This is a genomic window from Streptomyces sp. NRRL B-1140 (genome assembly GCF_001280065.1).
Lineage (GTDB): Bacteria > Actinomycetota > Actinomycetes > Streptomycetales > Streptomycetaceae > Streptomyces.
Map to the genome: position 1 here is coordinate 77,475 of NZ_LGEA01000095.1, position 24,844 is coordinate 102,318.

Annotated in this window: 18 protein-coding genes; 6 read left to right on the forward strand and 12 right to left on the reverse strand. The window is 70.3% G+C overall.

Annotated elements, in window-relative coordinates:
* Position 1: 1 nt before the first annotated feature.
* Both ADK65_RS17050 and ADK65_RS17055 read left to right on the forward strand, forming a co-directional pair.
* Positions 2–2,167 (forward strand): RecQ family ATP-dependent DNA helicase, encoded by a 2,166-nt coding sequence (locus ADK65_RS17050; protein ID WP_053671012.1) that lies wholly within the window; start codon positions 2–4, stop codon positions 2,165–2,167.
* A gap of 305 nt (positions 2,168–2,472) precedes the next feature.
* Positions 2,473–3,084, forward strand: coding sequence for a hypothetical protein (locus tag ADK65_RS17055; protein WP_053671013.1), 612 nt, complete (start codon positions 2,473–2,475; stop codon positions 3,082–3,084).
* A 278-nt stretch (positions 3,085–3,362) separates the two neighbouring features.
* Here ADK65_RS17055 and ADK65_RS17060 read toward each other — a convergent pair whose 3' ends face one another.
* The 3 genes from ADK65_RS17060 to ADK65_RS17070 form a co-directional block, all read right to left on the reverse strand.
* Entirely contained in the window at positions 3,363–3,989 is a 627-nt protein-coding gene (locus ADK65_RS17060; RefSeq protein ID WP_078956013.1) for a hypothetical protein, read from the reverse strand.
* A gap of 68 nt (positions 3,990–4,057) precedes the next feature.
* Entirely contained in the window at positions 4,058–4,759 is a 702-nt protein-coding gene (locus ADK65_RS17065; RefSeq protein WP_053671015.1) for a ribonuclease HII, read from the reverse strand.
* A 217-nt stretch (positions 4,760–4,976) separates the two neighbouring features.
* Positions 4,977–5,597, reverse strand: coding sequence for a TetR/AcrR family transcriptional regulator (locus ADK65_RS17070; RefSeq protein WP_053671016.1), 621 nt, complete (start codon positions 5,595–5,597; stop codon positions 4,977–4,979).
* A 188-nt stretch (positions 5,598–5,785) separates the two neighbouring features.
* Between ADK65_RS17070 and ADK65_RS17075 the strand changes: the two genes are divergently transcribed.
* Positions 5,786–7,333: an MFS transporter gene (locus ADK65_RS17075; protein WP_053671017.1), complete on the forward strand. Its 1,548-nt coding sequence runs from the start codon at positions 5,786–5,788 to the stop codon at positions 7,331–7,333.
* A gap of 357 nt (positions 7,334–7,690) precedes the next feature.
* Here ADK65_RS17075 and ADK65_RS17080 read toward each other — a convergent pair whose 3' ends face one another.
* The 3 genes from ADK65_RS17080 to ADK65_RS17090 all read right to left on the reverse strand — a co-directional run bounded on the left by ADK65_RS17080 (position 7,691) and on the right by ADK65_RS17090 (position 10,089).
* On the reverse strand, positions 7,691–8,596 hold the full coding sequence (locus tag ADK65_RS17080; RefSeq protein WP_053671018.1) for an ADP-ribosylglycohydrolase family protein: 906 nt from the start codon (positions 8,594–8,596) through the stop codon (positions 7,691–7,693).
* Between the two features lie 12 nt (positions 8,597–8,608).
* Complete coding sequence (locus tag ADK65_RS17085; RefSeq protein ID WP_053671019.1) at positions 8,609–9,268, reverse strand: histidine phosphatase family protein; 660 nt, start codon at positions 9,266–9,268, stop codon at positions 8,609–8,611.
* Positions 9,269–9,483: 215 nt separating this feature from the next.
* Complete coding sequence (locus ADK65_RS17090) at positions 9,484–10,089, reverse strand: YdbC family protein (RefSeq protein ID WP_053671020.1); 606 nt, start codon at positions 10,087–10,089, stop codon at positions 9,484–9,486.
* Between the two features lie 153 nt (positions 10,090–10,242).
* Between ADK65_RS17090 and ADK65_RS17095 the strand changes: the two genes are divergently transcribed.
* The gene (locus ADK65_RS17095; protein WP_053671021.1) at positions 10,243–10,776 is read left to right on the forward strand and encodes a TerD family protein; all 534 of its coding nucleotides are present in this window, start codon (positions 10,243–10,245) and stop codon (positions 10,774–10,776) included.
* Between the two features lie 83 nt (positions 10,777–10,859).
* Here the strand turns inward: ADK65_RS17095 and ADK65_RS17100 are convergent, their stop codons facing one another.
* Together ADK65_RS17100 and nrdR are read right to left on the reverse strand one after the other, a co-directional pair.
* Entirely contained in the window at positions 10,860–13,751 is a 2,892-nt protein-coding gene (locus tag ADK65_RS17100; RefSeq protein WP_053671022.1) for a vitamin B12-dependent ribonucleotide reductase, read from the reverse strand.
* Positions 13,752–13,915: 164 nt separating this feature from the next.
* A complete protein-coding gene (gene nrdR, locus ADK65_RS17105) occupies positions 13,916–14,476 on the reverse strand; it encodes a transcriptional regulator NrdR (RefSeq protein WP_053671023.1) in 561 nt (186 codons plus the stop codon).
* A 619-nt stretch (positions 14,477–15,095) separates the two neighbouring features.
* Here nrdR and lexA point away from each other — a divergent pair.
* Positions 15,096–15,875 carry a transcriptional repressor LexA gene (gene lexA, locus ADK65_RS17110; RefSeq protein ID WP_053671024.1) on the forward strand — a complete coding sequence of 260 codons (780 nt, stop codon included), beginning with the start codon at positions 15,096–15,098 and terminating at the stop codon, positions 15,873–15,875.
* Positions 15,876–16,034: 159 nt separating this feature from the next.
* Here lexA and ADK65_RS17115 read toward each other — a convergent pair whose 3' ends face one another.
* The 4 genes from ADK65_RS17115 to ADK65_RS17130 form a co-directional block, all read right to left on the reverse strand.
* Positions 16,035–18,011, reverse strand: coding sequence for an ATP-dependent DNA helicase (locus tag ADK65_RS17115; RefSeq protein ID WP_053671025.1), 1,977 nt, complete (start codon positions 18,009–18,011; stop codon positions 16,035–16,037).
* Positions 18,012–18,227: 216 nt separating this feature from the next.
* Positions 18,228–18,995: a GNAT family N-acetyltransferase gene (locus tag ADK65_RS37200; protein ID WP_420709045.1), complete on the reverse strand. Its 768-nt coding sequence runs from the start codon at positions 18,993–18,995 to the stop codon at positions 18,228–18,230.
* Positions 18,996–19,438: 443 nt separating this feature from the next.
* The gene (locus ADK65_RS17125; protein WP_420709043.1) at positions 19,439–21,427 is read right to left on the reverse strand and encodes an IucA/IucC family protein; all 1,989 of its coding nucleotides are present in this window, start codon (positions 21,425–21,427) and stop codon (positions 19,439–19,441) included.
* 186 nt (positions 21,428–21,613) lie between these two features.
* Positions 21,614–23,083, reverse strand: a complete 1,470-nt coding sequence (locus tag ADK65_RS17130; protein ID WP_053671026.1) for an aminotransferase class III-fold pyridoxal phosphate-dependent enzyme — start codon at positions 23,081–23,083, stop codon at positions 21,614–21,616.
* Positions 23,084–23,413: 330 nt separating this feature from the next.
* Between ADK65_RS17130 and ADK65_RS17135 the strand changes: the two genes are divergently transcribed.
* Positions 23,414–24,637, forward strand: coding sequence for a trypsin-like serine peptidase (locus tag ADK65_RS17135; protein WP_053671027.1), 1,224 nt, complete (start codon positions 23,414–23,416; stop codon positions 24,635–24,637).
* The last annotated feature ends 207 nt before the right edge of the window (positions 24,638–24,844 follow it).

The following is a 24,844-nucleotide window of genomic DNA, read 5'->3' on the forward strand; positions in this document are numbered from 1 at the left end:
CATGGAGCACACGAGCAACGCGGAACTCCGGGCGGCCGCCGACGCCGTCCTCACCCGTCTCGTCGGGGACGTCTCGGGAGAGGCCCGGCTGCGCGAGGACCAGTGGCTGGCGATCGAGGCGCTGGTCGCCGACAGACGCCGTGCCCTTGTCGTCCAGCGCACGGGCTGGGGCAAGTCCGCGGTGTACTTCGTGGCGACCTCGCTGCTGCGGGCGCGGGGCAGCGGACCCACCGTGATCGTGTCCCCGCTGCTCGCGCTCATGCGCAACCAGGTCGAGGCGGCGGCCCGGGCCGGCATCCACGCCCGGACCATCAACTCGTCCAACACCGAGGAATGGGATGCGGTTCAGGACGAGATCGCCGCGGGCGAGGTGGACGTCCTGCTGGTGAGTCCCGAACGGCTCAACAACCCCGATTTCCGCGACCAGGTGCTCCCTCGGCTCGCGGCCGCCACTGGGCTCCTGGTGGTGGACGAGGCTCACTGCGTGTCCGACTGGGGTCACGACTTCCGCCCGGACTACCGCAGGCTGCGCACGATGCTCGCCGATCTCCCGCCCGGTGTGCCAGTGCTCGCGACCACCGCCACGGCCAATGCGCGCGTGACCGCCGACGTGGCTGAACAGCTCGGCACCGGCGGCAGCTCGGACGCCCTCGTCCTGAGGGGCCCGCTCGACCGGGACAGCCTGAGCCTGAGCGTGCTGCGCCTGCCGGACTCCGCGCACCGGATGGCCTGGCTCGCCGAACACCTCGACGAGCTGCCGGGGTCCGGAATCATCTACACCCTCACGGTGGCCGCCGCCGAAGAGGTCACCGCCTTCCTCCGGCAGCGCGGCCACACGGTCTCGTCGTACACGGGCAAGACGGAGAACGCCGATCGTCAGCAGGCCGAGGAGGATCTTCTCGGCAACAAGGTTAAGGCGCTGGTCGCCACCTCGGCGCTCGGTATGGGCTTCGACAAGCCCGACTTGGGCTTCGTGGTGCACCTGGGCTCCCCCTCGTCCCCCATCGCCTACTACCAGCAGGTGGGGCGCGCGGGACGCGGCGTGGAGCATGCCGAGGTGCTCCTGCTTCCGGGCCCGGAGGACGAGGCGATCTGGAAGTACTTCGCATCGCTCGCCTTCCCTCCGGAAGACATGGTGCGCCGTACGCTCGACCTCCTCGCGCAGGCGGAGAAGCCCCTGTCGTTGCCTGCCCTGGAGCCCCTGGTGGAGCTGCGCCGCTCCCGTCTGGAGACCATGCTCAAAGTCCTCGACGTGGACGGGGCGGTCAAGCGGGTCAAGGGCGGCTGGATCGCCACCGGGCAATCGTGGACCTACGACACCGAGCGGTACGCCTGGGTGGCGCGTCAGCGCGAGGCCGAGCAGCAGGCCATGCGCGCGTACACGTCGACAACGGATTGCCGTATGGAGTTCCTGCAGCGCCAGCTGGACGACGAGGCGGCAAAGCCGTGCGGTCGCTGCGACAACTGCGCCGGGCCGCGCTTCACCGCCGACACGTCCGAGGAGGCGCTCGACGCCGCGCGCGTGGACTTGGGCCGGGCAGGTGTCGAAGTGGAGCCCCGGCGGATGTGGCCCACCGGCCTGGCGGCGATCGGAGTGGACCTCAAGGGGCGCATCCCCGCCGGTGAACAGGCCGCGCCCGGGCGCGCCCTGGGGCGCCTGTCGGACATCGGATGGGGCAACCGACTGCGGCCCATGCTCGCGCCCCAGGCCCCCGATCTCCCCGTGCCCGACGATGTGGCCAGGGCGGTGGTGGACGTCCTGGCCGACTGGGCCAAGGGCCCAGGCGGCTGGGCCCCGGGCGCACCGGAGGGCCACTCGCGCCCGGCCGGCGTCGTCACCATCGCCTCGCGTACGCGACCGCAGCTGATCAACTCATTGGCGGCGCACATCGCGGACATCGGCCGGCTGCCGCTGCTGGGAGCCGTCGAGTACACCGGCGACGCCTACCCGGGCTCCCGGAGCAACAGCGCCCAGCGACTCAAGGCGCTCGATGGAGCACTGACCGTGCAGCCCGCCCTCGCCGCCGCTCTCGCCAGGGCCCAGGGACCGGTCCTCCTGGTGGACGACTTCACGGAGACCGGCTGGACTCTCGCGGTCGCGACCCGCATGCTCCGGCGCTCCGGCGCACAGGGGGTGTTGCCGCTGGTGCTGGCCGTGCAGGGGTGACGACGCCCGGGGCTGTCGTTCCGGCGCACCCTCTGGACGCCGCCCCTCCTCATGCCGTACGAACGTGTCGGGCTCGAACGCCCCCGTGGGTGGTCCGGCGACACCCGCGGCGGGGATATTAGCCGCGCATCATCCGATACCGGTCGGCTGCCTCAATTGCTCGTTGCCGCATTCAAGTTCGACAGGAAGAATTGAGGTCCGCTCCCCGCACGGCTCGCCTGCCGCTCCGGTAGGGCTTTGCCGCGGTGCGCGCTCCCAGAATCCGACCCCGCCCGCAGTGTGGGCGCGTAGCCGAAGGGAGGACCGTGACCTTCGGATTCGCTCCGGCCTCGGCAGCGGCGTCGACGTCCGTCGCTTCCGCCAACCGCCTGCTCGAACCCGCGGAATGGGCCGCCGCCGGGATCCCACTCCTGCGCAACCCCCGTGAGATCGTCAGCGGACTGCACGCTCGGCACCACCCTCAGCCGGCGACCGCTGTCGTCGCCGTGCTCGACTCGGACGAGCGGCTGCGGGCGAGCGCCTCGTTCGTGCGCCGTTCGGCTCCGGCCGACGGCTGGATGTTCCGCAACGCGCTGCTCGCGCAACTGCGGCGGGTCATCCCGCACGACCTGCGCCGCCGGACACCGGTACGCACCGCGGTGCTGCTCTACTGCCGTGAGGGCGACGCGCGTTGGACGGAGGAGGACGGCGCGTGGATGTGGGGGCTGCGCGACGCGTGCACCCTGCACGGGCTGCGTTGCGGGGCGTACATCACGCTGACCCGTGACGGCTGGCAGGTCCTGGGCGAGGGCCGCGGTGGACGCCGCCCTCACTCGGCCTCGGCACCGGAGCCGTTCTCCACGTCGGAGGCACCGCCGCCCATACCGCGCACCGGTGGCGCCTCCGAGGTACTGCGCCGCGCGGCGGCGGCACGCTGAGTCCCGGCCGACCGCTCAACACGGCCCCGGCAACTACGGCGCCTTGCCGCCCGGCACAGCGAGGTCCCGACGACGGGCAACAGGAACGAGCACTCCGAACCCTGCTCTGCCCGAGCCGCAGGCACAGTCGTCCGCCGCAGGCGTGCTCCGGACCGGGCGAGGCCGCACACGGTCAAGGTCTCCCCCTCAGTCGGGCAGGGTGAAGCGCCCGCCGTGCGGCGCCGCGGCAACGGCGTGCGGAGTCGCACCAGCACCCTGCCGGGCGCTACGGCACTGGCTCAAACGCCCGCGCCCAGCACCGAGTTGATCCGCTGCGGGTCACCGCAGACGATCAGCAGGGCGCCTGCCCGGGAGTGGGCCAAGGACAGGGCACTCACGGCCGCGGCCTCGGGACCGCCATTGACGGCGACCACGACCACCGGACGCGACGCGACGCGTTCCGCGATGGTGGCGTCCGTGTAGAAGACGTCGTCGCCGGCGTCGTGCTGGGCCCAGTAGGCGGTTTCTCCGAAGGACAGCTCGTGGGCGGCCCACGGGTGCTGCTCCCCGGTCGTGATCACCAGAACATCACCGGGGGCACGACCGGAGTCCAAGAGCAGGTCGACGGCTTCTTCGGCGGCGTCGAGCGCCCCCTCCGCTGAAGCCGGGATCAGCTGGATCTGCGGGGTGACCGGGGCGGCACCGGCGGCAGGGCCCGACGGAGCGGGCTTTGCGGCCACATCGCGCGGCGTGCGTTGCACCGGCGGCGCCGGCCGGAGAGGGCCGGGGCGACCGGGACGCGACGGGGCCGCGGGACGGGGGCCTGGTACGGGACGGGGGGTCGGCGCGATTCGGCCGCTGGCCGGAGTGGCGCGGGGACCCTGGGCACTCTCGTGAATCTGAGGCTCCTCGGGAATGAGAGGCATGAGTTGATATTTATCAAACGCTAGTACGGCCCGCTTCGGCGGGTGGCGCATGTGCGCGAACGAAACTGTCAGAAATCGAAGCCGAGCTGACCCTCGATCTCCGGAACGTTTCCGTCCGCCCAGCTGCGGACCTTCTTGAGGTGCCGCCACTGGGGCAACGCATCAAGATACGCCCACGACAAGCGGTGGTAGGGGGTGGGGCCCCGCTCCGCCAGTGCGGCCTTGTGCACGGGTGAGGGATACCCGGCGTTGTCCGCAAAACCGAAGTCTGCATGGTCGATACCCAGTTCGGCCATCATTTTGTCGCGCTGGACCTTGGCGATCACCGAGGCCGCCGCGACCGCGACGCAGGACTGGTCGCCCTTGATGACCGTACGGACCCGCCAGGGGGTACCGAGGTAGTCGTGCTTGCCATCGAGGATGACCGCATCGGGACGTACCGGCAGTGCGTCCAGCGCACGCCCCGCCGCGAGCCGCAGCGCGGCCGTCATGCCCAGGGCGTCTATCTCCTCCGGAGAGGCATGACCCAGGGCGTACGACGTCACCCAGGTCCGCAGTTCCTCGGCGAGGGCGGTGCGTCGTTTGATGGTGAGCAGCTTGGAGTCCGTGAGCCCCTCGGGTGGACGGCGCAGTCCGGTGATCGCCGCGCAGACGGTGACGGGACCGGCCCACGCGCCGCGCCCCACCTCGTCGACACCTGCAACGATCTTCGCTCCGGTCGTGGCTCGAAGGGAGCGCTCGACGGTGTGAGTAGGTGGTTCGTACGGCATGGCGCACCTAGATTACGCCGCCCTTCTGCGTCCGCGACACCCCGGTCCGCCACAGCGGGCTCGCCACCCTCGCAAGCCCCCGCCGAGCACCGTGCAGCACCAGCGCGGCGCACTGTTGAACGTGAGCATGCCCCGGCGTTCGGCGCGACCGCGGCGCTCGGCCGACGCGACAGTGCCTCACCTCCCGCAGGGGGCGACAGATCTCTCGGCCGGGACCTCAGGAACCGTGCGGCCGCAACAGCGGAACCATCAACTGGTCGATCATCTCCTCGACTTCGCGATCCTGCCATTCACAGCCGCACATCTTGGAGCGATACATCATCATCGCCGGTATGGCGTCGTAGACGTAACCGTTCGCAGCCTCGGGACGCACCTCGCCCCGCTTGACACCTCGGTCGACAACCTCGCGCAGCATCTCCATGGTGGGCTCGACAACCCCCTCGAAGATCACGGCGTGGAAGCGTTCGGCCTGCGCCGTGTCGCACTCGTGAATCACTGAGCGAAGCGCGGAACCCGGACGGGAGAACATCGCGTCACGGGCTCGCAAGCACAGCACCAAGAGGTCGTCACGCACACGCCCTTCATCCGGGACCGCATCGAACTGCGGCAGCCCGGCACGCAGGGCGTCGGCGACGAGATCCTCCTTGGACGGCCAACGCCGGTAGACCGCAGCCTTGCCGGTCTGGGCGCCGGCTGCGACGCCCTCCATGGTCAGGCCACTCCAGCCCACGGTGCTGAGCTGATCCAGGGCGGCTTCGAGGATGGCGCGTTCGAGGACCGCGCCTCGGCGGCGAGCGGCCGTCCGAGCGGGAGCATCCGCCCAGCTGGGGGTAACCATCTGACTCTCTCCAAGGAGCAGAGGAAGCGGGCATTTCGGGGATGGGAGACGCGCCGCACGGCCACACAAGGGGGACGTGCCGAACGACGACGCCATAAGTGAACGCTTGCGTTCACTGTCGGGGAGTCACTACCGTTGACGCGGCAGTGAACGCCAGCGTTCACTAACGCACTCGTGGGGGACCCATTGTGACCACCTCTCCATTGCTCCAAGATCGCAAGCCGGGCGCGGCACGCCGGGAGGGACGCCCCGGTATCGCGCTCACCGTCATCGCGGCCTGCCAGCTCATGGTGGTACTCGACGCGACGATTGTGAACATCGCGCTCCCGCACATTCAAGACGCGCTCGAGTTCAGCACCACCGACCTCACCTGGGTCGTCAGCTCCTACACACTCACCTTTGGCGGCCTGCTGCTCCTCGGCGGCCGCGCCGGTGACATCCTCGGACGGCGCCGGGTCTTCATGACCGGCATCCTGCTGTTCACCTTCGCCTCGCTGCTCGGCGGGCTGGCCCAGGAGCCGTGGCAGTTGCTGGCCGCCCGGGTCCTGCAGGGAGTGGGGGGTGCGATCGCCTCGCCCACCTCGCTCGCGCTCATCACCACCACGTTCCCCGAGGGTCCGGAGCGCAACCGGGCCTTTGGTGTGTTCGCCGCGGTCTCCGCCGGTGGTGGCGCCATCGGCCTGCTCGCCGGCGGCATGCTCACCGAGTGGCTCGACTGGCGGTGGGTGCTCTTCGTGAACGTGCCGATCGGCGTGCTGATAGCCGTGCTCACTCCGCTGTACATCAGCGAGTCCGAACGGCACACGGGCCGTTTCGACATCGCGGGCGCGGTGACCTCGACCGCGGGCATGGCGCTGCTCGTCTACGGCTTCATCCGCGCTGCGGACGAGGGATGGCGGGACAGCCTCACCGTCGGCTCCTTCGCTGCCGCCGTGGTGCTGCTGCTGGCCTTCGCGATCATCGAGTCCCGGGCCAGGGAGCCGATCACCCCGCTGCGGATGTTCGCCGACCGCAACCGCTCGGGCACGTACGTGATCATGCTGAGCCTGGCCGCGGCGATGTTCGGCATGTTCTTCTACATCGTGCTGTTCGTGCAGAACGTGCTCGGCTACAGCCCGATCGAGGCAGGACTCGCCTTCCTGCCCGTGACGGTCGTGATCGCACTCGGCGCGGGCCTGTCGCAGCGGTTCCTGCCGGTGCTGGGTCCCAAGCCCTTCATGCTGGCGGGCTCGGCCCTCGCGATGACCGGACTGGCCTGGCAGGCGCTCATCAGCTCCGACAGTTCGTACGCCGGCGGGGTCCTCGGCCCGATGCTGGTGTTCGGCTTCGGTATGGGGCTGAATTTCGTGACATTGACGCTCACCGCGGTCTCCGGCGTCGCTCCGCACGAGGCGGGTGCGGCGTCCGGGCTGCTGAACACGACACAGCAGGTGGGCGGATCGCTGGGCCTCTCCATCCTGACGACGGTCTTCGGCACGGCGACCAAGGACGAGGCGGAGAAGCAGATTCCCGAGTTCATGGCCGACGGCTCCGCCGAGCAGAAGGCGGAGTTCGCCAGGACACAGCAACTGCCCGCGCCGTGGGGACACGAGGTGTTGGCGCAGGGCATATCGACGGCCTTCATCCCGGCCGCTGCGATGGCCCTCCTCGCTCTGGTCACGGCCTGGCTGGTGATCCGGGTCCGCAAGAGCGACCTGGAGGCGCTCTCCGGCTCTGCCGGTCCGGGCCTCGGCTGATCGCCGGGCATCTCGAACCGGTTCCGGCGGCCCGTCGGCGGGCACGGCACAGACTCGCCGACGGCCGTCGAGCCGTTTCCCAGCCGCCTGCGGGTGCGCGGGCCACGTCACGGGAAAAGCAGGCGAGGCCGGCAGCGCAGCCAACCGCACACCTCCCATACGAGGCGTGACAGCGCCCCACCGACGGATCAACATCGCGAACAGCCCCATGACACCCCTCCTCGGCGCTCACCGGACATCCGGCGCCCGCCCCGGCAGCCGACACGGCGGATATCAGGACAACGGGCGAGCGATTACAGAGAGTTCCCGAAATGTACGGAGAGTAGGAGAGTTTCCCCTGTGTGAGAGTCTTCGCCCTCATGCGGACAGGGGCACCCAATCCGGAAGCGGCTCCGTCCGCTCGACCCAGTCGGCGGGCGGCACCCCCGCCTTCCCTGCGGCGACCACCCCACCCACGATGGCGCACGTGGTGTCGACGTCACCGCCCACCTGGGCGGTCGTCCAGAACGCCCGCTCGTAGTCGCCGAGGCTCCTCGCGGCCGACCAGAGGGCGAAGGGCACGGTGTCGTGGGCGGTCGTTCGCCGCCCGCACCCCAGCACCGCCGCGACCGTACCCGGGTCGTCGTAGTCGAGCATGTCCCGGGCCCGGCGCAGCCCCGCACCCACGGCGCTCTTCGGCACCAGATCGATGACCCCGTCGAGGAGTGCTTCGGCGCCGGGGGGTCCATCGGGAGCGGCGGCGAAGGCGGTCGCCGCGGCGACCGCCATGGCCCCGACGACCGCCTCGCGGTGCTGGTGGGTGGTGTAGGCCGAGATCTCCGCCTGATGCGTCGCCTGCTCGGGATCGCCGGCGTACCAGGCACCCAGCGGGGCGATGCGCATGGCGGCGCCGTTGCCCCACGATCCCTGCCCGTTGAAGAGCGCGGCGGCCAGTTCCCGCCAGTCGCCGCCCTCTCGGACGAGGCGCAAGAGGCGATTGACAGCGGGGCCGTAGCCTCGGTCGAAGTCGTGGTGCTCGGCGAAGGAATGGGCCAGGGCGTCCTGGTCGATGCGGTGGTGGGCGACCAGGACGGCGACGACCGAGGCGGCCATCTCCGTGTCGTCCGTCCACTGCCATGCCCCGGACGGCACCTCGCGCCGCTTCAGCAGCGGGTAGTTCACCAGGACGAAGTACTGGGAGCCCAGGGCGTCCCCGACGGACAGTCCGCGCAGACAGGCCAGGGCGCGGTCCAGGCGCACATCGGGGGAGGAATCAGCGGTCATCGCCCTGCCACTCTATCCGGTGATCTCGTACGGCTCGGGGTCTCGCCAGCGGTCGAAGGGCCGGTCGAGCGTGTACTTGCCGTCGTCCCCCAGAACGAGCATCCGCACCTCGCCGTTCCCCGGGTTCGACAGCGACTCGAACTCCGCGACGGTCCAGTGGAACCACCGCATGCAGAACAGCCGCATGGCCAGGCCGTGCGTGACGATGAGGACGTTCGGCGGGTGGTCCGGGTCCTCGAAACTGCGGAAGAGGCTCTCCAGGAAACCTCCGACCCGGTCGTAGACGTCGGCGCCGGACTCGCCCTGGGCGAAGCGGTAGAAGAAATGGCCGTAGGCGTCCCGGTAGGCCTTCTGCAGGCGGACCTCGTCCCGGTCCTGCCAGTTGCCCCAGTCCTGCTCGCGCAGCCTGGGTTCCTCGCGCACCCGTATGAGACCGGTGTCCAGGCGGAACGCGCGCAACGTCTCGTGTGTACGGCGGTACGGGGAGACGTAGACGCTGACGCGCTCCTCACCGAAGAGCTCGCGCAGCTGCTCGCCCGTCGCCGCAGCCTGCCGTCGACCGCGCGCGGTCAGTGCCAGGGCGTGGTCGGGTTCACGCTCGTAGACGGAGTCATCAACATTGCCCGTTGACTCGCCGTGCCGGACAAGGACGATGCGCCGTGGTCGTGCCATGCCAAGACCCTAGATCGAGCGGGGGCCCGTGGAGCACTCACACCGCACCCATACCGCGTAGGTCACACGATTCGTGCACCACAGATCACTCCGGTCACACACTTGTGCGATCGGAACCGCTGCGTCCGGCACGCAAGGGAAAGCACTGGAGTCGCGCCGCCAGTCCCTCACGGTCACGCCCCTCGGGTCACACCACCGGAGTCGAGTCCCCGGGATCACACCGTCCAGCTCGACTCCATGTCCACGACGTCCCCGGTGAGTGCCGCCACGTCCGCCTCCGTCTGCGCCCTCAGGGCCAGCCGCTCCACGCGTTCCGTGCGGTACTTGCCGTGCTCTGCGGCCGAGCGCCACATCGACAGCACCATGAACTCGTTCCCGGGTGCCTCACCGAAGAGCCCGCGCACCATGCCGGGCGAGCCGGCCATCGCCGGGTTCCAGACCTTCTCCTGCATCAGCACGAAGTGCTCGGCCCGCGCCTCGTGGATACGGCAGAGCGCCACCCGGAGCAGGTCGGCGTCCGTGAACCGCGGTTCGAAGCCGGTCTTCACGTCGAAGCGGTAGTCGAAGAGTCTGACCTGGGCGTCCTTGAACGTGCCCGCCTGGGACGATGCGAGCCGGTCGTGGGACCGTGCCATGAACGAGTCGTAGAAGGCGCGGCTCTCCCAGAACGCGAAGATGTGCGCCACGTCCGGCCGCCCCCGGCTCCAGCCACCCCCCTGCCCGCGAAACCCCGGCTCCCCCAGAAGCCCCGCCCACTTCCGCTGCCCCCGCTCGAAACCGCGGCGGTCCACCACGGTGCAGCGAATCCACTTGACCAGCACCGCGCCATGGTAAGGCCACCGAGCGTGGCGTCGGTCACTCTCGGCTGGACCGCTCCTCCTCGCACGCGCCCGCGCGCGTGGCAGGATGGACAAGCAGTCGTGCGCGCCCGGCAGTTGGGCCGGCGGACGGTCGGTACGGGGAAGGGGACTCTGGTGGACGGGCTCAGCAAGGGGCTTCGCAAGGTCGAGATCGCGGTGCGGTGGGATCCCAGCCCGGCGGGGCAGCCGTCCACCGACCTGGACCTGGTCGCCGCGACCTACCTGGCGGACGCCCCGCACGGCGATCCCGCATACGTGGTGCACTTCGACAGCCGCTCCCCCGACGGCACCATCACTCTCAACCGGGACAGCAAGGACGGCCAGGGCTTCGGCTACGACGAAGTCATGACGCTGGAACTGGACCGGCTCGACGTCCGGTACGCGCGCGTGGTCGTAGGTGTCGTCATCCAGCAGCGGCCGGCGGAACGCACGTTCGTCAGTGTGCGCAACCCCGGACTGCGTATCCGTGAGGGGTACACCGTCCTCGCGGAGGATGACTTCGGCGGTGTCCTGGGTGCGACCGCGGCGACGGTCGCGGAGTTCGCCCGGGACGGCTCGGGCCCGTGGGAGTTCCGCGCCGGCCTCCGCGGCTTCGAGGGCGACCCCGTGGACTTCACCGGAACGATGGGTTCGGCAGACCGTCCCTGACCTCTCCACCGACGAGGCACCTATGACGAGAGGGGCACCGCCCGCAGGCGGTGCCCCTCCGTCATCGGCTCAGGGGCTCGGCGTCAGCTGCAGCCGCTGGTCGAGCCGCAGCCCTCGCAGATGTAGCAGGACCCGGCACGCTGCATCTTCGTGCCGCAGGAGAAGCAGAGCGGGGCGTCGGCCTGGATGCCCAGCTGCATCTCCACCAGTTCGGCGCTGGTGTGGGCCTGCTGCGGGGCGGGCTTGACCGCTTCCTCGGCCTTCGGAGCGGAAACGGCCTTCAGCTCCTGGGCGCGCGGCGCCGACTGGGCCAGCCCCTCGACGTCGACCTCGTCCTCGCTCGGCTCGTACGAACCGGTCTCGAGGTGACGCTGACGCTCCTCGGCGGAGTGGATGCCGAGCGCGGAGCGGGTCTCGAAGGGCAGGAAGTCCAGCGCCAGGCGGCGGAAGATGTAGTCGACGATCGACTGCGCCATCCGCACGTCCGGGTCGTCCGTCATGCCGGCCGGCTCGAAGCGCATGTTGGTGAACTTGGAGACGTACGTCTCCAGCGGCACGCCGTACTGGAGGCCGACGGAGACCGCGATGGAGAAGGCGTCCATCATGCCCGCGAGGGTCGAGCCCTGCTTGGACATCTTGAGGAAGACCTCACCGAGACCGTCGTCCGGGTAGGAGTTGGCGGTCATGTAGCCCTCGGCACCGCCGACGGTGAAGGACGTGGTGATGCCGGGACGCCCCTTCGGCAGGCGCTTGCGGACCGGGCGGTACTCGACGACCTTCTCGACCGCGGTGCGGATCGTGTCCTCGGCCTTCTCCGTGATCTCAGCCTTCTCCTTCTCCTTGGTCTTGGCGGAGAGCGGCTGGCCGACCTTGCAGTTGTCGCGGTAGATCGCGAGCGCCTTGACGCCGAGCTTCCAGGCCTCGAAGTAGATCTCCTCGACCTCCTCGACGGTCGCCGTCTCCGGCATGTTGACCGTCTTGGAGATGGCGCCGGAGATCCAGGGCTGGATGGCGGCCATCATGCGGACGTGACCCATCGGGGAGATGGCCCGCTCACCCATGGCGCAGTCGAACACCTCGTAGTGCTCGGGCTTGAGACCGGGGGCGTCGATCACGTTGCCGTGGTCGGCGATGTGGGCGACGATCGCCTCGATCTGCTCTTCCAGGTAGCCCAGGCGGCGCAGGGCCTGCGGGACCGTGCCGTTGACGATCTGCATCGAGCCGCCGCCGACCAGCTTCTTGAACTTGACCAGCGCGAGGTCGGGCTCGACGCCGGTGGTGTCGCAGGACATGGCCAGGCCGATGGTGCCGGTCGGGGCGAGCACGGACGCCTGAGAGTTACGGAAACCGTTCTTCTCACCGATGCGCAGGACGTCGCCCCAGGCCTCGCTGGCGGCGGCCCACACCGGGGTGTCCAGGTCGTCCATGCGGACGGCCTTGTCGTTGGCGTCGGAGTGCTGCTTCATGACGCGCTTGTGGGCGTCGGCGTTGCGGGCGTACCCGTCGTACGGGCCGACGACCGAGGCGAGTTCGGCGGAGCGGCGGTACGCCGTACCGGTCATCAGGGAAGTGATGGCGCCGGCGAGGGCGCGGCCGCCGTCGGAGTCGTAGGCGTGACCGGTGGCCATCAGCAGGGCGCCGAGGTTGGCGTAGCCGATGCCGAGCTGGCGGAACGCGCGCGTGTTCTCGCCGATCTTCTGCGTCGGGAAGTCCGCGAAGCAGATCGAGATGTCCATCGCGGTGATGACCAGCTCGACGACCTTCTGGAAGCGCTCGGCCTCGAAGGACTGGTTGCCCTTGCCGTCGTCCTTGAGGAACTTCATGAGGTTCAGCGAGGCGAGGTTGCAGGACGTGTTGTCCAGGTGCATGTACTCGCTGCACGGGTTCGACGCGGTGATCCGGCCGGACTCGGGGCAGGTGTGCCAGTTGTTGATGACGCCGTCGTACTGGATGCCGGGGTCGGCGCAGGCCCACGCGGCCTCGGCGATCCGGCGGAAGAGCGCCTTGGCGTCGACCTCCTCGATCACCTCTCCGGTCATCCGCCCGCGCAGGCCGAACTTGCCGCCCTGCTCGACAGCCTGCATGAACTCGTCGTTCACGCGGACCGAGTTGTTGGCGTTCTGGTACTGGACGGACGTGATGTCGTCGCCGCCCAGGTCCATGTCGAAGCCGGCGTCGCGCAGGACGCGGATCTTCTCTTCTTCCTTGACCTTGGTCTCGATGAAGTCCTCGATGTCCGGGTGGTCCACATCGAGGACGACCATCTTGGCGGCACGGCGGGTGGCGCCACCGGACTTGATCGTTCCTGCGGAGGCGTCCGCGCCACGCATGAAGGAGACCGGTCCCGAGGCGTTGCCGCCGGAGGACAGCAGCTCCTTGGAGGAGCGGATCCGGGAGAGGTTCAGGCCGGCGCCGGAGCCGCCCTTGAAGATCATGCCCTCTTCCTTGTACCAGTCGAGGATCGACTCCATGGAGTCGTCGACGGACAGGATGAAACAGGCGGAGACCTGCTGGGGCTGCTTGGTGCCGACGTTGAACCAGACAGGGCTGTTGAAGCTGAAGATCTGGTGCAGGAGGGCGTACGCCAGCTCGTGCTCGAAGATCTCGGCGTCGGCGGGCGAGGCGAAGTACCTGTGGTCCTCCCCGGCCTTCCGGTAGGTCTTCACAATGCGGTCGATCAGCTGCTTGAGGCTGGTCTCGCGCTGCGGAGTGCCCACGGCGCCGCGGAAGTACTTGCTGGTGACGATGTTGACCGCGTTCACCGACCAGAAGTCGGGGAACTCCACGCCGCGCTGCTCGAAGTTGACCGAGCCGTCGCGCCAGTTGGTCATGACGACGTCACGGCTCTCCCAGGCCACCTCGTCATAGGGGTGGACCCCGGGGGTGGTGTGGACGCGCTCGACACGCAGGCCCTTGCTCGCCTTGGCGCTCTTGGCGCGGGAACTCCGTGCCGGACCGCTCGCCGTCTCTGTCATGCCGCCTCCCTGTACGGGCGAAAACGCCCTGAAGTGCCCCGTTGTTCCCGGTGCACGGTGTTCTGTCTGGTGTTGCGGGCATCCACTCACGCGCCCGCAACAGGTCTTCTCACGCCGCCGCCCGGCCGGGCCCCGGAGCTGCCGTTCCGGGTCCGGCCCGCCGGTCAGTCGGCGGCGCCTGCGGGCTCGGGAACCTGCCTGGTCCCTCCGGGCCCGCGGTCGTCTTCCTGGCTCCCCGCAGCCGCCCCCTTGCGGTCCGGGTCGTCCCCGCCGGTGCGTCCCGTCTGCGCCCTGAGTTCCTCGATGGCCGCCTCGAAGTCGTCGAGCGAGTCGAACGCCCGGTAGACGGAGGCGAACCGCAGGTAGGCGACGAGATCGAGTTCCTGCAACGGGCCGAGTATGGCCAGCCCCACGTCATGGGTGGTCAGCTCGGCACTTCCGGTGGCCCGCACCGCCTCCTCGACCCGCTGGCCGAGCTGGGCGAGCGCGTCCTCGGTGACAGGCCGCCCCTGACACGCCTTGCGCACACCGTTGATGATCTTCGTACGACTGAAGGGCTCGGTGACTCCGGACCGCTTCACCACCATGAGCGAGCACGTCTCCACGGTCGTGAAACGACGGGAGCAGTCAGGACACTGGCGGCGCCTGCGGATCGACGTGCCGTCGTCGGTCGTACGACTGTCCACGACACGGCTGTCGGGGTGCCTGCAGAAGGGGCAGTGCATGAACTCCCAACCCTCCTCACAGCAGACTCAATAGCCTCGCCGGGCATCTTGCGCCCCACGAAGCAGCCCCAAGCATAGGGGATGACCATGAGCCTCGAGACCCGGGGGACCACAACTTCTGGGCTGCTGATGCAATCCAACCACTAGATGTGGGGATTGGCTCATACATCCAGCTCCATCTCGCGTGTCGCACGCGAAGGCGCAGGTGACGTACGACGAGCCTTGCCGCACGAGCCGTTACGCCTCGCGGGCGCCACCTCCGACGGCCTCGCTCCGGGCGCGGCCGCATCCGTCCCCGCATGGCCGTATCGCCACGGCGCATGCGGAGATACCGTGGGCGCCGCGAGGAGGGGAGGTGGGGCTCCCGCGCAGATGAAGGCTGGTCCCCGGGCGAGGGAATGCCGGATGGCAGACTGGGGCACAGTCCACGAGGCGATCATCCCGGCGGTGAAGAGTACAGCAATGAGCCCTTTTGCCTGCCAGGTGGCGCGGCTGCCAATACACCCGGACACATGATCGCGTCCGATGATTCACGTTTTTTCACTCGAACGTGTGTTTGGCGCAACCTTTCGAAAGCAACTACCGTTGTCCAGCAGGGAGACCATCGAGAGGGGCCGACGTGACCACCACCGCAGACAGTGCCGCCATCGCTGCCCAGGACCGCTCCCAGGGCCGACTGGAGCCGGTGCATGCGATGAACGAAGCCACGAACCCTGAGGGGCACAAGCGCTCCCTGCCGGGCCGACCTCCCGGCATCCGGGCGGACAGCTCGGGACTCACCGACCGTCAGCGCCGGGTGATCGAAGTCATCAGGGACTCCGTCCAGCGTCGGGGCTATCCCCCGTCGATGCGGGAGATCGGCCAGGCCGTCGGCCTGTCCAGCACCTCCTCGGTCGCACACCAGCTGATGGCACTGGAGCGCAAGGGCTTCCTGCGCCGCGACCCGCACCGCCCACGCGCCTATGAAGTGCGCGGCTCCGACCAGGCCGCCTCGGTGCAGCCCACGGACACCGCGGGCAAGCCCGCCGCGTCCTACGTGCCGCTGGTCGGCCGGATCGCCGCCGGTGGCCCGATCCTCGCCGAGGAGTCCGTCGAGGACGTCTTCCCTCTCCCCCGCCAGCTCGTCGGCGACGGTGAGCTGTTCGTCCTCAAGGTCGTCGGTGACTCGATGATCGAGGCCGCGATCTGCGACGGCGACTGGGTCACGGTGCGTCGCCAGCCGGTCGCCGAGAACGGCGACATCGTGGCGGCGATGCTCGACGGCGAGGCCACCGTCAAGCGCTTCAAGCGCGAGGACGGCCATGTCTGGCTCCTCCCGCACAACGCGTCCTACGAGCCGATCCCCGGCGACGATGCGACCATCCTCGGCAAGGTGGTGGCCGTGCTGCGCCGCGTCTGACAGCGCGCACCGCGTCGGGCGGGCCCAACGGGCCCACCCCTTGACCGGGCCCCGGAACCCCTGCGCCGGTTCCGGGGCCCTGTGCTGTCCGGAGTGGATACCGCACCTCGGGGCCCAGCAGCCCGGGCACGTGAGGGTGGGCCGACGGCCCACCCCGGCTCAGGCTTCCTCCGCCTTGAGGGCCGCAGCGTCGATCGCCGCGAGCGATTTGCGCACCTGGTTCCGGTCCGTCGTGAACCAGAAGTCGGGCAGCGATGCCTTCAGATAGCTGCCGTACCGGGCCGTCGCCAGACGCTGATCGAGGACGGCTACCACGCCCCGGTCCCCCGATGCCCGCACGAGCCGGCCGGCACCCTGGGCCATGAGGAGCGCGGCGTGGGTGGCGGCGACCGCCATGAAGCCATTGCCTCCGGCGTCCTCCACGGCCTTCTGCCGGGCGCTCATCAGAGGATCGTCCGGGCGCGGGAACGGAATCTTGTCCATGACGACCAGCTGGCAGCTGGGGCCCGGGACGTCCACGCCCTGCCAGAGTGACAGCGTGCCGAAGAGGCAGGTTTTCGGGTCGGCCGCGAAATTCTTGATGAGCTCGCCGAGCGTCTCCTCGCCCTGGAGCAGGATCGGGAACTCGGGGATCCGGGAGCGCAGGTCCTCGGCGGCCAGCTGGGCGCCTCTCATGGAGGAGAACAAGCCGAGGGTGCGGCCGCCTGCCGCTTGGATCAACTCCGTGAGTTCGTCGAGCATGTCCGCGCGGTCGCCGTCCCGCGCCGGACGCGCCAGGTGTTTGGCGACGTACAGGATGCCTTGCTTGCGGTAGTCGAAGGGCGAGCCGACGTCGATGCCCTTCCACTTCGGGACGTCATCACCCTCCGTGCCCTCGGGGGCGAGGCCCAGGGAGGCGCCGACGCCGTTGAAGTCACCGCCCAGCTTCAGCGTCGCGGACGTCAGGACCACCGAACGGTCCGCGAAGAGCTTCTCGCGCAGCAGCCCGGAGACGGACATGGGGGCGACACGCAGAGAGGCACCGAAACGGTCGTGGCGCTCGTACCAGACCACGTCCCACTCGGAGCCGTTCGTGATGCGCTCCGCCACGTCGTGCACATTTTCCACGGACGCCAGGGCCTGCTTGCGGACGGCGTCCTCGTCCTGGACCGACTTGTCGCGGGTCGCGCCGATCGCGGAGATGACCGTGCGGCACGCGTCGCGCAGCGCCATGAGGGCGTACCCGAGATCCTCTGGGATCTCCTCCAGGCGGCCCGGCAGCGCCAGCTCCATCAGCCGCTCGAAGCCCTCGGCGGCGGTCTGGAGCTGGTCGGCGGCCTTCTCGTTGACGAGTTTCGCGGCCCGGCGCACCGCGCGGTTGACCTGGCCGGGGGTGAGCTCGCCGGTGGCGACTCCGGTGACCCGGGAGACCAGCTCGTGCGCCTCGTCGACGATCAGCACCTCGTGCTGCGGGAGGACCGGGGCGCCCTCGATGGCGTCGATCGCGAGCAGCGCGTGGTTGGTGACGACGACCTCGGCGAGCTTCGCCCGCTCACGGGCCATCTCGGCGAAGCACTCGGCGCCGTACGCGCACTTCGAGGCGCCCAGGCACTCCCTGGAGGACACCGACACCTGGCCCCAGGCCCGGTCCGAGATACCGGGCGTGAGGTCGTCACGGTCGCCGGTCTCGGTCTCGTCGGCCCAGTCGCGCACTCTCAGCAGGTCCTGGCCCAGCTTGCTGGTGGGCGCGGCGGCCTCGAACTGGTCGAAGAGGCCCTCCTCCTCGTCCTGCGGGACACCCTCGTGCAGCCGGTGCAGGCACAGGTAGTTCGACCGGCCCTTGAGCATCGCGAACTCCGGGCGACGGCGCAGCAGGGGGTGCAACGACTCGACCGTTCTCGGCAGGTCGCGTTCCACCAGCTGGCGCTGCAGGGCGAGGGTGGCGGTCGCGACGACCACACGCTCCCCGTGCGCCAGCGCGGGCACCAGGTAGCCCAGCGACTTGCCGGTACCGGTACCCGCCTGGACGAGCAGGTGGGAGCCGTCGTCGATCGCTTCCTCGACGGCTTGGGCCATGGCCACCTGACCGGGGCGCTCCGTACCGCCGACGGCAGTGACGGCGGCATGCAGGAGTTCGGGGAGTGAGGACTTCGTCATAGCGCGACCACCCTACGACCCTGCACTGACAAACGGGCGATCAAGGCGGGTACGGGGGACGGGATCACGACCGTGGGCTCCTCGGTGTGGGAGGTGACGAGGGACAACCGGCTCGGACGGTGAGTCGTGGCGCGGCTGCCCGGGAAAACGGCGCGGTGGGCGGGAACTGTCCTGGCACGGACGGCGTTCAATGAGTGATGACGCGGTGACACAGCGCTACAACAAATGCCGGAGGGACCGGTCTCGGACCATGAGAGCGGCTCGCTTGGCGGTCAGGTCGGCTTCCGCGGAGAACCGGAAGCCGGCGGTCAGGAAAGCAGCGACGGAGGGGGTGTTGCGAATGTCGGGTTCCGCGATGACACGTGCGCAGGAGGGCCGCTGCGCGAGAACGAGATCGGCCACGGCCCGGAGCAGCAGTCCGCCCAGGCCGCGCCCCCGGTCGGCGACTCTGCCGAGCAGGAGGTGGAGCCCGGTGTCATGAGGCCGGGCGGGGTAATGCCGGGCCAGTGGGTCGAGATCCGCCCGGTAGATCTCCCAGTAGCTCATCGGTACCCCCTCCAGCAGGCCGAGACAGGGCACGCTGCGCCCGTCTCCGGCCAACTGGGCGCGCAGGTGGTCCCGCGTCACCTCCCGCGGTCCGGCCAGCTCCCAGAATTCAGCGGCGGCGGGGTCGTTCATCCAGCGGCTGATGAGCGCCAGGTCGCGTTCGATGCACGCGGGGACGAGGTGGAACCAACCCGCGGGTGTGTCTGCGGGGCCCCATGCGTCGATGCCGTCGAGGGGGTCGTCATGGCGCGGGACCGCATCAGGACGGGTGGGCGCGACGGTCGCGGCGATGGGGACGGAGGGCTGCGCCGTCTCCAGGCCCCGCCTTCGGGGTGCGTGATCGTCGACTGCGTCCACCGCGGCGGGATCACCGGCGGGGGTGTCCGGCTCTCCAGGAGTGACGCCACCGGTGAGCACCTGCGGCGGGCGGTGCGGCACCGCCGGTGAGCCGGGGCCGCGCCGGCCGGTCGTCGGCGTGTCCGCTACGGCACCCAAGCCGACGGCGGGCTCGTGACCGGGACTCGTACCCGGCCCGGGACCGGCCTCCGCGCCCGGGCCGCTCGAGGGCTTGGCACCGAAGGCTCGACCCGGCCGGGCACTGGTCCCGGAGCCGGCGCCCCGCCCGGCATGGGAGTCGGCACTCTGCCCGGCATCGGGGTTGCCTCGGGGCCCGGCACCTGAGGCCACAGCGGCCGTGACGGGGGCTGTGGCCGTGACGGGGGCTGTGGCCGTGACGGGGACGGCGGCCATGACCGGAGCTGCGATACCGGCCTCGGCGATCGGGTCGGCGGGAGGCACCGGACGCTCCTCTCAGGTAGGGGGCGGCATGTTGTCAGCGAGGAAGGAGGCAGGTCAGTTGTGGCCAGGGTCGGTCAGAGGGGTCAGTGGTGCAGGGGGTTGGCGATGGTGACGTAGACGGACTGGGTGTCGACCGGGCCGACGAGTTCGTCGAGGCCGTGCAGCCGGGTCAGCAGGTTGGCCTTGCAGCGCAGGACGGGTGAGTCGAGCAGCAGTGCGGGCAGCCGGGTGCGCAGCCGGGCCGGGCCGGAGGCGAGATGTCCGAGGAATCGCCGGAAGGCGGCAAACAGCAGCCGCTCGTCGACGAGCCCTTGGGAGCCGAACGCGCCGATCAGACCGAACACGTTGTTGATCACCAGGTAGTACAGGAGCCGCTCATCGGTCACCTGGTCGCGGACGAACGTGTCGCTCCGCTCCCCGATACCGGGCAACCGGTCGTCGAGGTCCTGGCGCCGGGACTCCCGGAAGTAGTAGCCCTGGTTGTCGCGGTACCGGCCACCTGTGGGCCAGCCGTCGGCGTCCAGCAGGAGCAGGGTGTTCTGCTGGTGCGCTTCCAGCGCGACGCCGGCCTCGCCGTCCAGCCAGAGGACGGGGCGGACCACGTGGGCCAGGTAGCGGAGGAACCACTCGGCGGCGACGGCCCCGCGGGGTCGGCCCGTGCGGCGGGCGAGACGCGTGATCACCTCGGCCAGGCGGGACCGCAGGGCCGGGCCGTGTCGGTCGGAGCCCTCCGAAGCCCCCTCCGGCGGGGTCGGGGTGCACGGTCGCGGCGACAGGAGGCCGGCGAGGCACGAAACGTCGTCGGAGGGGCTGAACGGATTGTGGCGGATCACCACGTCCAGTCCGGGCACCGGATCGCCGTCGGGGGTGTCCACGGCGAGCCAGGCCGGGTCCCGGACGATGTCGAAGCCCGGGTGCACGGCGCGCCACTGCTGCCCGAGGCCGCTGCGGAGAAGGCGGTGGACCTCGACGCCGCGGTGCAGTTCCTTGCGGAGGTTCTCGCGGCGGGAGTTGGTGATGCGCAGGCCCAGCGAGAGCTTGAGCATCGCGGTGGCATGGGTTCGGTAGACGGTTCGTACGGAGGAGGTGGGGTGCCAGTCAGGGCCGTGGGTGCCGAGGTCCCGGAGCAGTCCGGTGTCCAGCAGGGCAGCAATCGGTGGACGGCGCCGGACATCTTGTGCCTGCCAGGGGTGCAGGGGCAGGAGGGCGTATCCCTCCGGCAACCGCGCTCCGGTCCCGGCGAGCCGGGCGGTGAGCAGGGGTGCGGCAACCGGACGGCCGCGCTCGGTCCAGGAGGAGTCGGTGGCGAGGACGGAGGGAGCGACAGCCATCCAGTGCAAGGGAAAGGAGCCGCGCAACTCGGGTGAGTACAGCGGGGCTTCTGCCTCCGTGAGTCCTTCGCGGCTCTTCGGTGTGGGGTGCAGGGGGTGTCCGAGGACGAGTGCCTGTTCCGCGGACAGGAAGAGGTCGGGGCCGTCGGCCGGGCGTTCCCTGCGGGCGGTGAGGAAGCGGGCGGCGCGTCGGAGGGAGTCGGCGACTCCTGCGACGAACCCGACGCCGTCGACGCCTCCGGACGGGGCGGAGCTGGGGAGGTGCGTCGGCAAGGAAGCGTGGGCAGGGCTGATGCCGGAGGAGTGGTCGGCCGTCTCCCTGGCGAGCAGGGCGGCGATCGTGGCGGCGTCGGCGGGTGGGGCGGTCTCGGGGGCATCCGCGAGACGAGGAGGGCCGAAGCGGTGCCAGCCCGTCGGGGACCAGTAGCGCACCGGTGCGTGCAGGCTCGTACCGCTGGCGGGAAGGGGGATGCGCAGGACGTCGTCGTCCGGGGCGGGCGCGTCGGTCTCACGTGCCCAGCAGCGGAGCAGGTTCTCCACGGCCGCGGCATGGGCGACGGCGTACGGGTCGGGATGCTCCAGTGGATCGCTGTCCTGGCGTGTGCTCGACCCCTGGGCGGGTTTCGCCGTCGGCCGCTGATGAGGGATCCCAGGGCTCGTCGATGTCGCCGGTGGCCAGGCCCAGGCGGAGCCTTCTTCCGAGGTGGGGGCGCGGTCGTCGGGGCGGGGGGTGGAATTCACGGCAGGTACCTCATGGGATCCGGGTGCGGGGCTCATGGCCCGGGAGAGCTCATGGTGTGCGGCATGCAGGGCTGATGGCCGCGGGGGTCATGGACCACGGCGCGTGGGCGCCCGGGGACCGATGGCGCGTCTTTGGTGTGCGGGCATGCTGCGCTCTCCCCCGCCCGTCGTGTGGCTTCACCGCGCTCACGGTGCGGCTGCCGTGCCGCCACTACGGCACCGAGCCGCGGCCCGGACCGCGTCGGCCAAGCGGTCCATTACGGCGGCCGCCTGTTCCTCGGTGATGGTCAGGGGCGGCAGCAGTTGGACGACGCTTGCGCGCAGGCCGCCTACTCCGACGATGAGGCCGCGCCGCAGGCACTCCCGCTGGACCGCGGCAGCGAGTTCCGGAGCGGCGGGCAGGAGCCGGGGCCCGCTGCCCGGCCGCACCGACGCCTCCCAGCCGCACTCCGCAGCCCGTGTGGCACCGGAACAGCCGGGTTTCCCATCCCCCTCCGGCTCCACCAGCTCCACGCCGATCATGAGCCCTCTCCCCCGCACATCGCCGACGCAGGGGAACTCGGAGACGAGCTGCCTGAGTTGGTGCAGCATGCGTGCTCCGAGAGTTGCCGCGCGCTCGGCGAGGGCGTTCTCGCGGACGTGGGCGAGGGTCGCCGTGCCGGCGGCCATCGCGAGCTGGTTGCATGGGAAGGACGCGGCGGGGGTGCCGGGGTGTCCGGGATCGAGATCGTCGCGGTAGACCACGAGGGCCAGCGGCAGGCTGCCGCCGATGGCGTCGGAGAGGACCATCACGTCGGGGGTCACGCCACTGTGCTCGATCGCCCAGAAGGCACCCGTCCGGCCCACACCGGTCCGGATCTCGTCGGCGATCAGCGGGACGGACCGGTCGGCGGTGAGCTGTCGCATGCGCCGCAGCCAGGTGTCGGGGACGGGGACCACCCCGCCCTCACTCCGGACGGGCTCGACGATCACCCCGGCGGGCAGCGGCACTCCGGATGCGGGGCCGTCGGGGAGGAACTCGGTCCAGCGGGCGGCGAGGTCGGCCCTTCGCTCACCGCCGACACCGGAGGGGCAGCGGTGGTGCTGCGGGTGGGACAGTCGAGCGATCCCCGCGCCAGGAATCACCGCGGACGTGGTGTCGAGGGCCCTGCCGGCACTCGTGTCATGGGCGCCGGGGAAGGCCAGAAGACCGCTCCGGCCGGTCGCCGCGCGGACGAGCCCGTAGGCGGTCTCGACGGCTTCGCTGCCGGCCGGCCCGCAGAACCGCACGTGCGCGCGGTGCGCGAGGCCCGGCGGCAGGGTGCGGAACAGTTCGGCGAGGAAGGCGTCCTTGACGGGTGTCGCCAGATCGAGGGCGTTCAGAGGGGCGCCGGAGTCGAGCACCCTGCGGAGGGATTCCAGGACGACCGGGTGGTTGTGACCGAGGGCCAGGGTTCCGGCGCCGGAGAGGCAGTCCAGGTACCGGCGTCCGTCCGCGCCCTCGATGGTGAGTCCCCGGGCCCGCACCGGAACGATCGGCAGGGCCCGGGCGTAGGTCCGGGCGGCGGAGTCGCGCGCGGATTGGCGGCGCAGGAATCCCTCGTGCGCGAAGCGCTGGGCCGGACCAGTGTCTTCGAGCGTTCCGTCGGGGAGAGACGCTGTGTGCGGGTGTCCCACAACAGCTTCCTCTGATGCACAACCCCCACGGGTGGATTCCGCCACGACTTCCCCGACCTCCCACTGCGCACGGGCACGGAGGACCGCGCACAGACAGCAGGCCCCCCACCGCTACCAACCCCGGACACCGCATCGGGTTACGGGTTGCCTCAAGATCCTTTCCGTGACGGAACTGTTGCGGGCCCGTCGGATCGCCCCCACAGCCACCGCATAGTGTGTGATGCCGTTCCCGGACACCGCGCGGTCCCCCGAACTTCCCGCCAGGCGGCGGCCATCGGGGCCGCAGCGCCGGTCCGACCACGTTCGTTCCGCACCAGGGGGAGTCAGATCATGCGATCCACACGGCCGTCGTCCCATACCGTCCGAGGGGCCGGGCGGCGCCGCAGGAAGTCCCCCGCCCTGGCAGCCGTGGCTCTCGCCTCGGCACTCGCCCTGACCACCACCGCCTGCGAGTCGGGCGATGCGACGGCCGACGGTCAGGCCTCCGCGTCCGCCACCGCCTCCGACGACGGGAAGCTCAAGATCCCGGCCGACATCAGGGACCGGCTCCGTGAGCACGGGATAGACATCGACAAGTGGAAGAACGGCGCCTGGAAGAACTGGGACCGGGACGACTGGCTGCGCGAGGCGAACGAGTACGTCAACCCGATCATCGAGGGGCTCTGGAACCCGGACCGCATGCGGGAGGCCGAGGAGCCTGGCCAGGACGTCGACGAGGGCGAGATCGCCGAGGACCAGGGCAAGACCGACCCGACGCCCGCTCCCGTCCAGGCGCGGGCCGTGCCGCCGTCGTACCACGCCAACGCCCCCACGGCAGGCAAGGTGTTCTTCGACTCCCCCGAGGGCTCGGCGGTCTGCTCGGCGACCGTCGTGAAGGACCCTGCGCACCCGGGCAAGTCCAACTTGGTGTGGACGGCGGGCCACTGCGTGCACGCGGGCAAGAAGGGCGGCTGGTACCGCAACATCGCGTTCGTGCCGTCGTACAACGACGACGGCAAGCCGGTGGCGGAGCTGGAGAACGCCACCCGCGAGGACGTCGCTCCCTACGGTGTCTGGTGGGGCGACTGGGCGCAGACCTCGGACCAGTGGATCGAGCAGGGCGGTTCGACAGGCGGTGACGGCGCACCGTACGACTTCGCGGTCATCCATGTCACGCCGGAGAAGGGCAGTGGCGGCAAGTCGCTGGAGGAAACGGTCGGTTCGGCACTGCCGGTCGAGTTCAAGGCGCCGGCGGTGCCCCGGGTGAAGCGTGTCGTGGCGATGGGCTACCCGGCCGCGAAGCCCTACGACGGACAGAAGCAGTATGAGTGCGAAAGCCGGCCCGGACGGCTGTCGGTCAACGCGTCGGATCCGACGATGTACCGCATCGGCTGCAGCATGACCGGCGGTTCCTCCGGCGGCGGCTGGGTCGCGACCGGTTGGAACGGCAAGCCGGCGCTGGTGTCCAACACCTCGATCGGCCCGGTGACCTCGGGCTGGCTGGCCGGACCGCGCCTGGGTGACGTGGCCGAGGGCGTGTACGACTCGGTCAGCAAGAAGTTCGCCGGCCGGTGACGGCCCGCTGAGGATGCCGCCGGTCCGTGACGGCCGGCAGATCCTCGCTCTGCATGGCATGGCGCAGTCCGCACCGCAACGCTCGGGGCTGCGCCGCACCCATGGCGTGCCCGGTGCAGCGGGGCCCCGGAGGGCGCATGACATCAACCCCCGGGGTTCTCGGAAACCTTCACCGGCTCACCCCGGTACGCCCCCAACTCCCCGGGC

Excerpts from the sequence above, each read along its gene's own strand:
- ADK65_RS17050 (WP_053671012.1), top strand. The coding sequence starts at position 2 with ATGGAGCACACGAGCAACGCGGAACTCCGGGCGGCCGCCGACGCCGTC.
- ADK65_RS17060 (WP_078956013.1), bottom strand. The coding sequence starts at position 3,989 with ATGCCTCTCATTCCCGAGGAGCCTCAGATTCACGAGAGTGCCCAGGGT.
- ADK65_RS17065 (WP_053671015.1), bottom strand. The coding sequence starts at position 4,759 with ATGCCGTACGAACCACCTACTCACACCGTCGAGCGCTCCCTTCGAGCC.
- ADK65_RS17070 (WP_053671016.1), bottom strand. The coding sequence starts at position 5,597 with ATGGTTACCCCCAGCTGGGCGGATGCTCCCGCTCGGACGGCCGCTCGC.
- ADK65_RS17080 (WP_053671018.1), bottom strand. The coding sequence starts at position 8,596 with ATGACCGCTGATTCCTCCCCCGATGTGCGCCTGGACCGCGCCCTGGCC.
- ADK65_RS17085 (WP_053671019.1), bottom strand. The coding sequence starts at position 9,268 with ATGGCACGACCACGGCGCATCGTCCTTGTCCGGCACGGCGAGTCAACG.
- ADK65_RS17100 (WP_053671022.1), bottom strand. The coding sequence starts at position 13,751 with ATGACAGAGACGGCGAGCGGTCCGGCACGGAGTTCCCGCGCCAAGAGC.
- nrdR (WP_053671023.1), bottom strand. The coding sequence starts at position 14,476 with ATGCACTGCCCCTTCTGCAGGCACCCCGACAGCCGTGTCGTGGACAGT.
- ADK65_RS17115 (WP_053671025.1), bottom strand. The coding sequence starts at position 18,011 with ATGACGAAGTCCTCACTCCCCGAACTCCTGCATGCCGCCGTCACTGCC.
- ADK65_RS17135 (WP_053671027.1), top strand. The coding sequence starts at position 23,414 with ATGCGATCCACACGGCCGTCGTCCCATACCGTCCGAGGGGCCGGGCGG.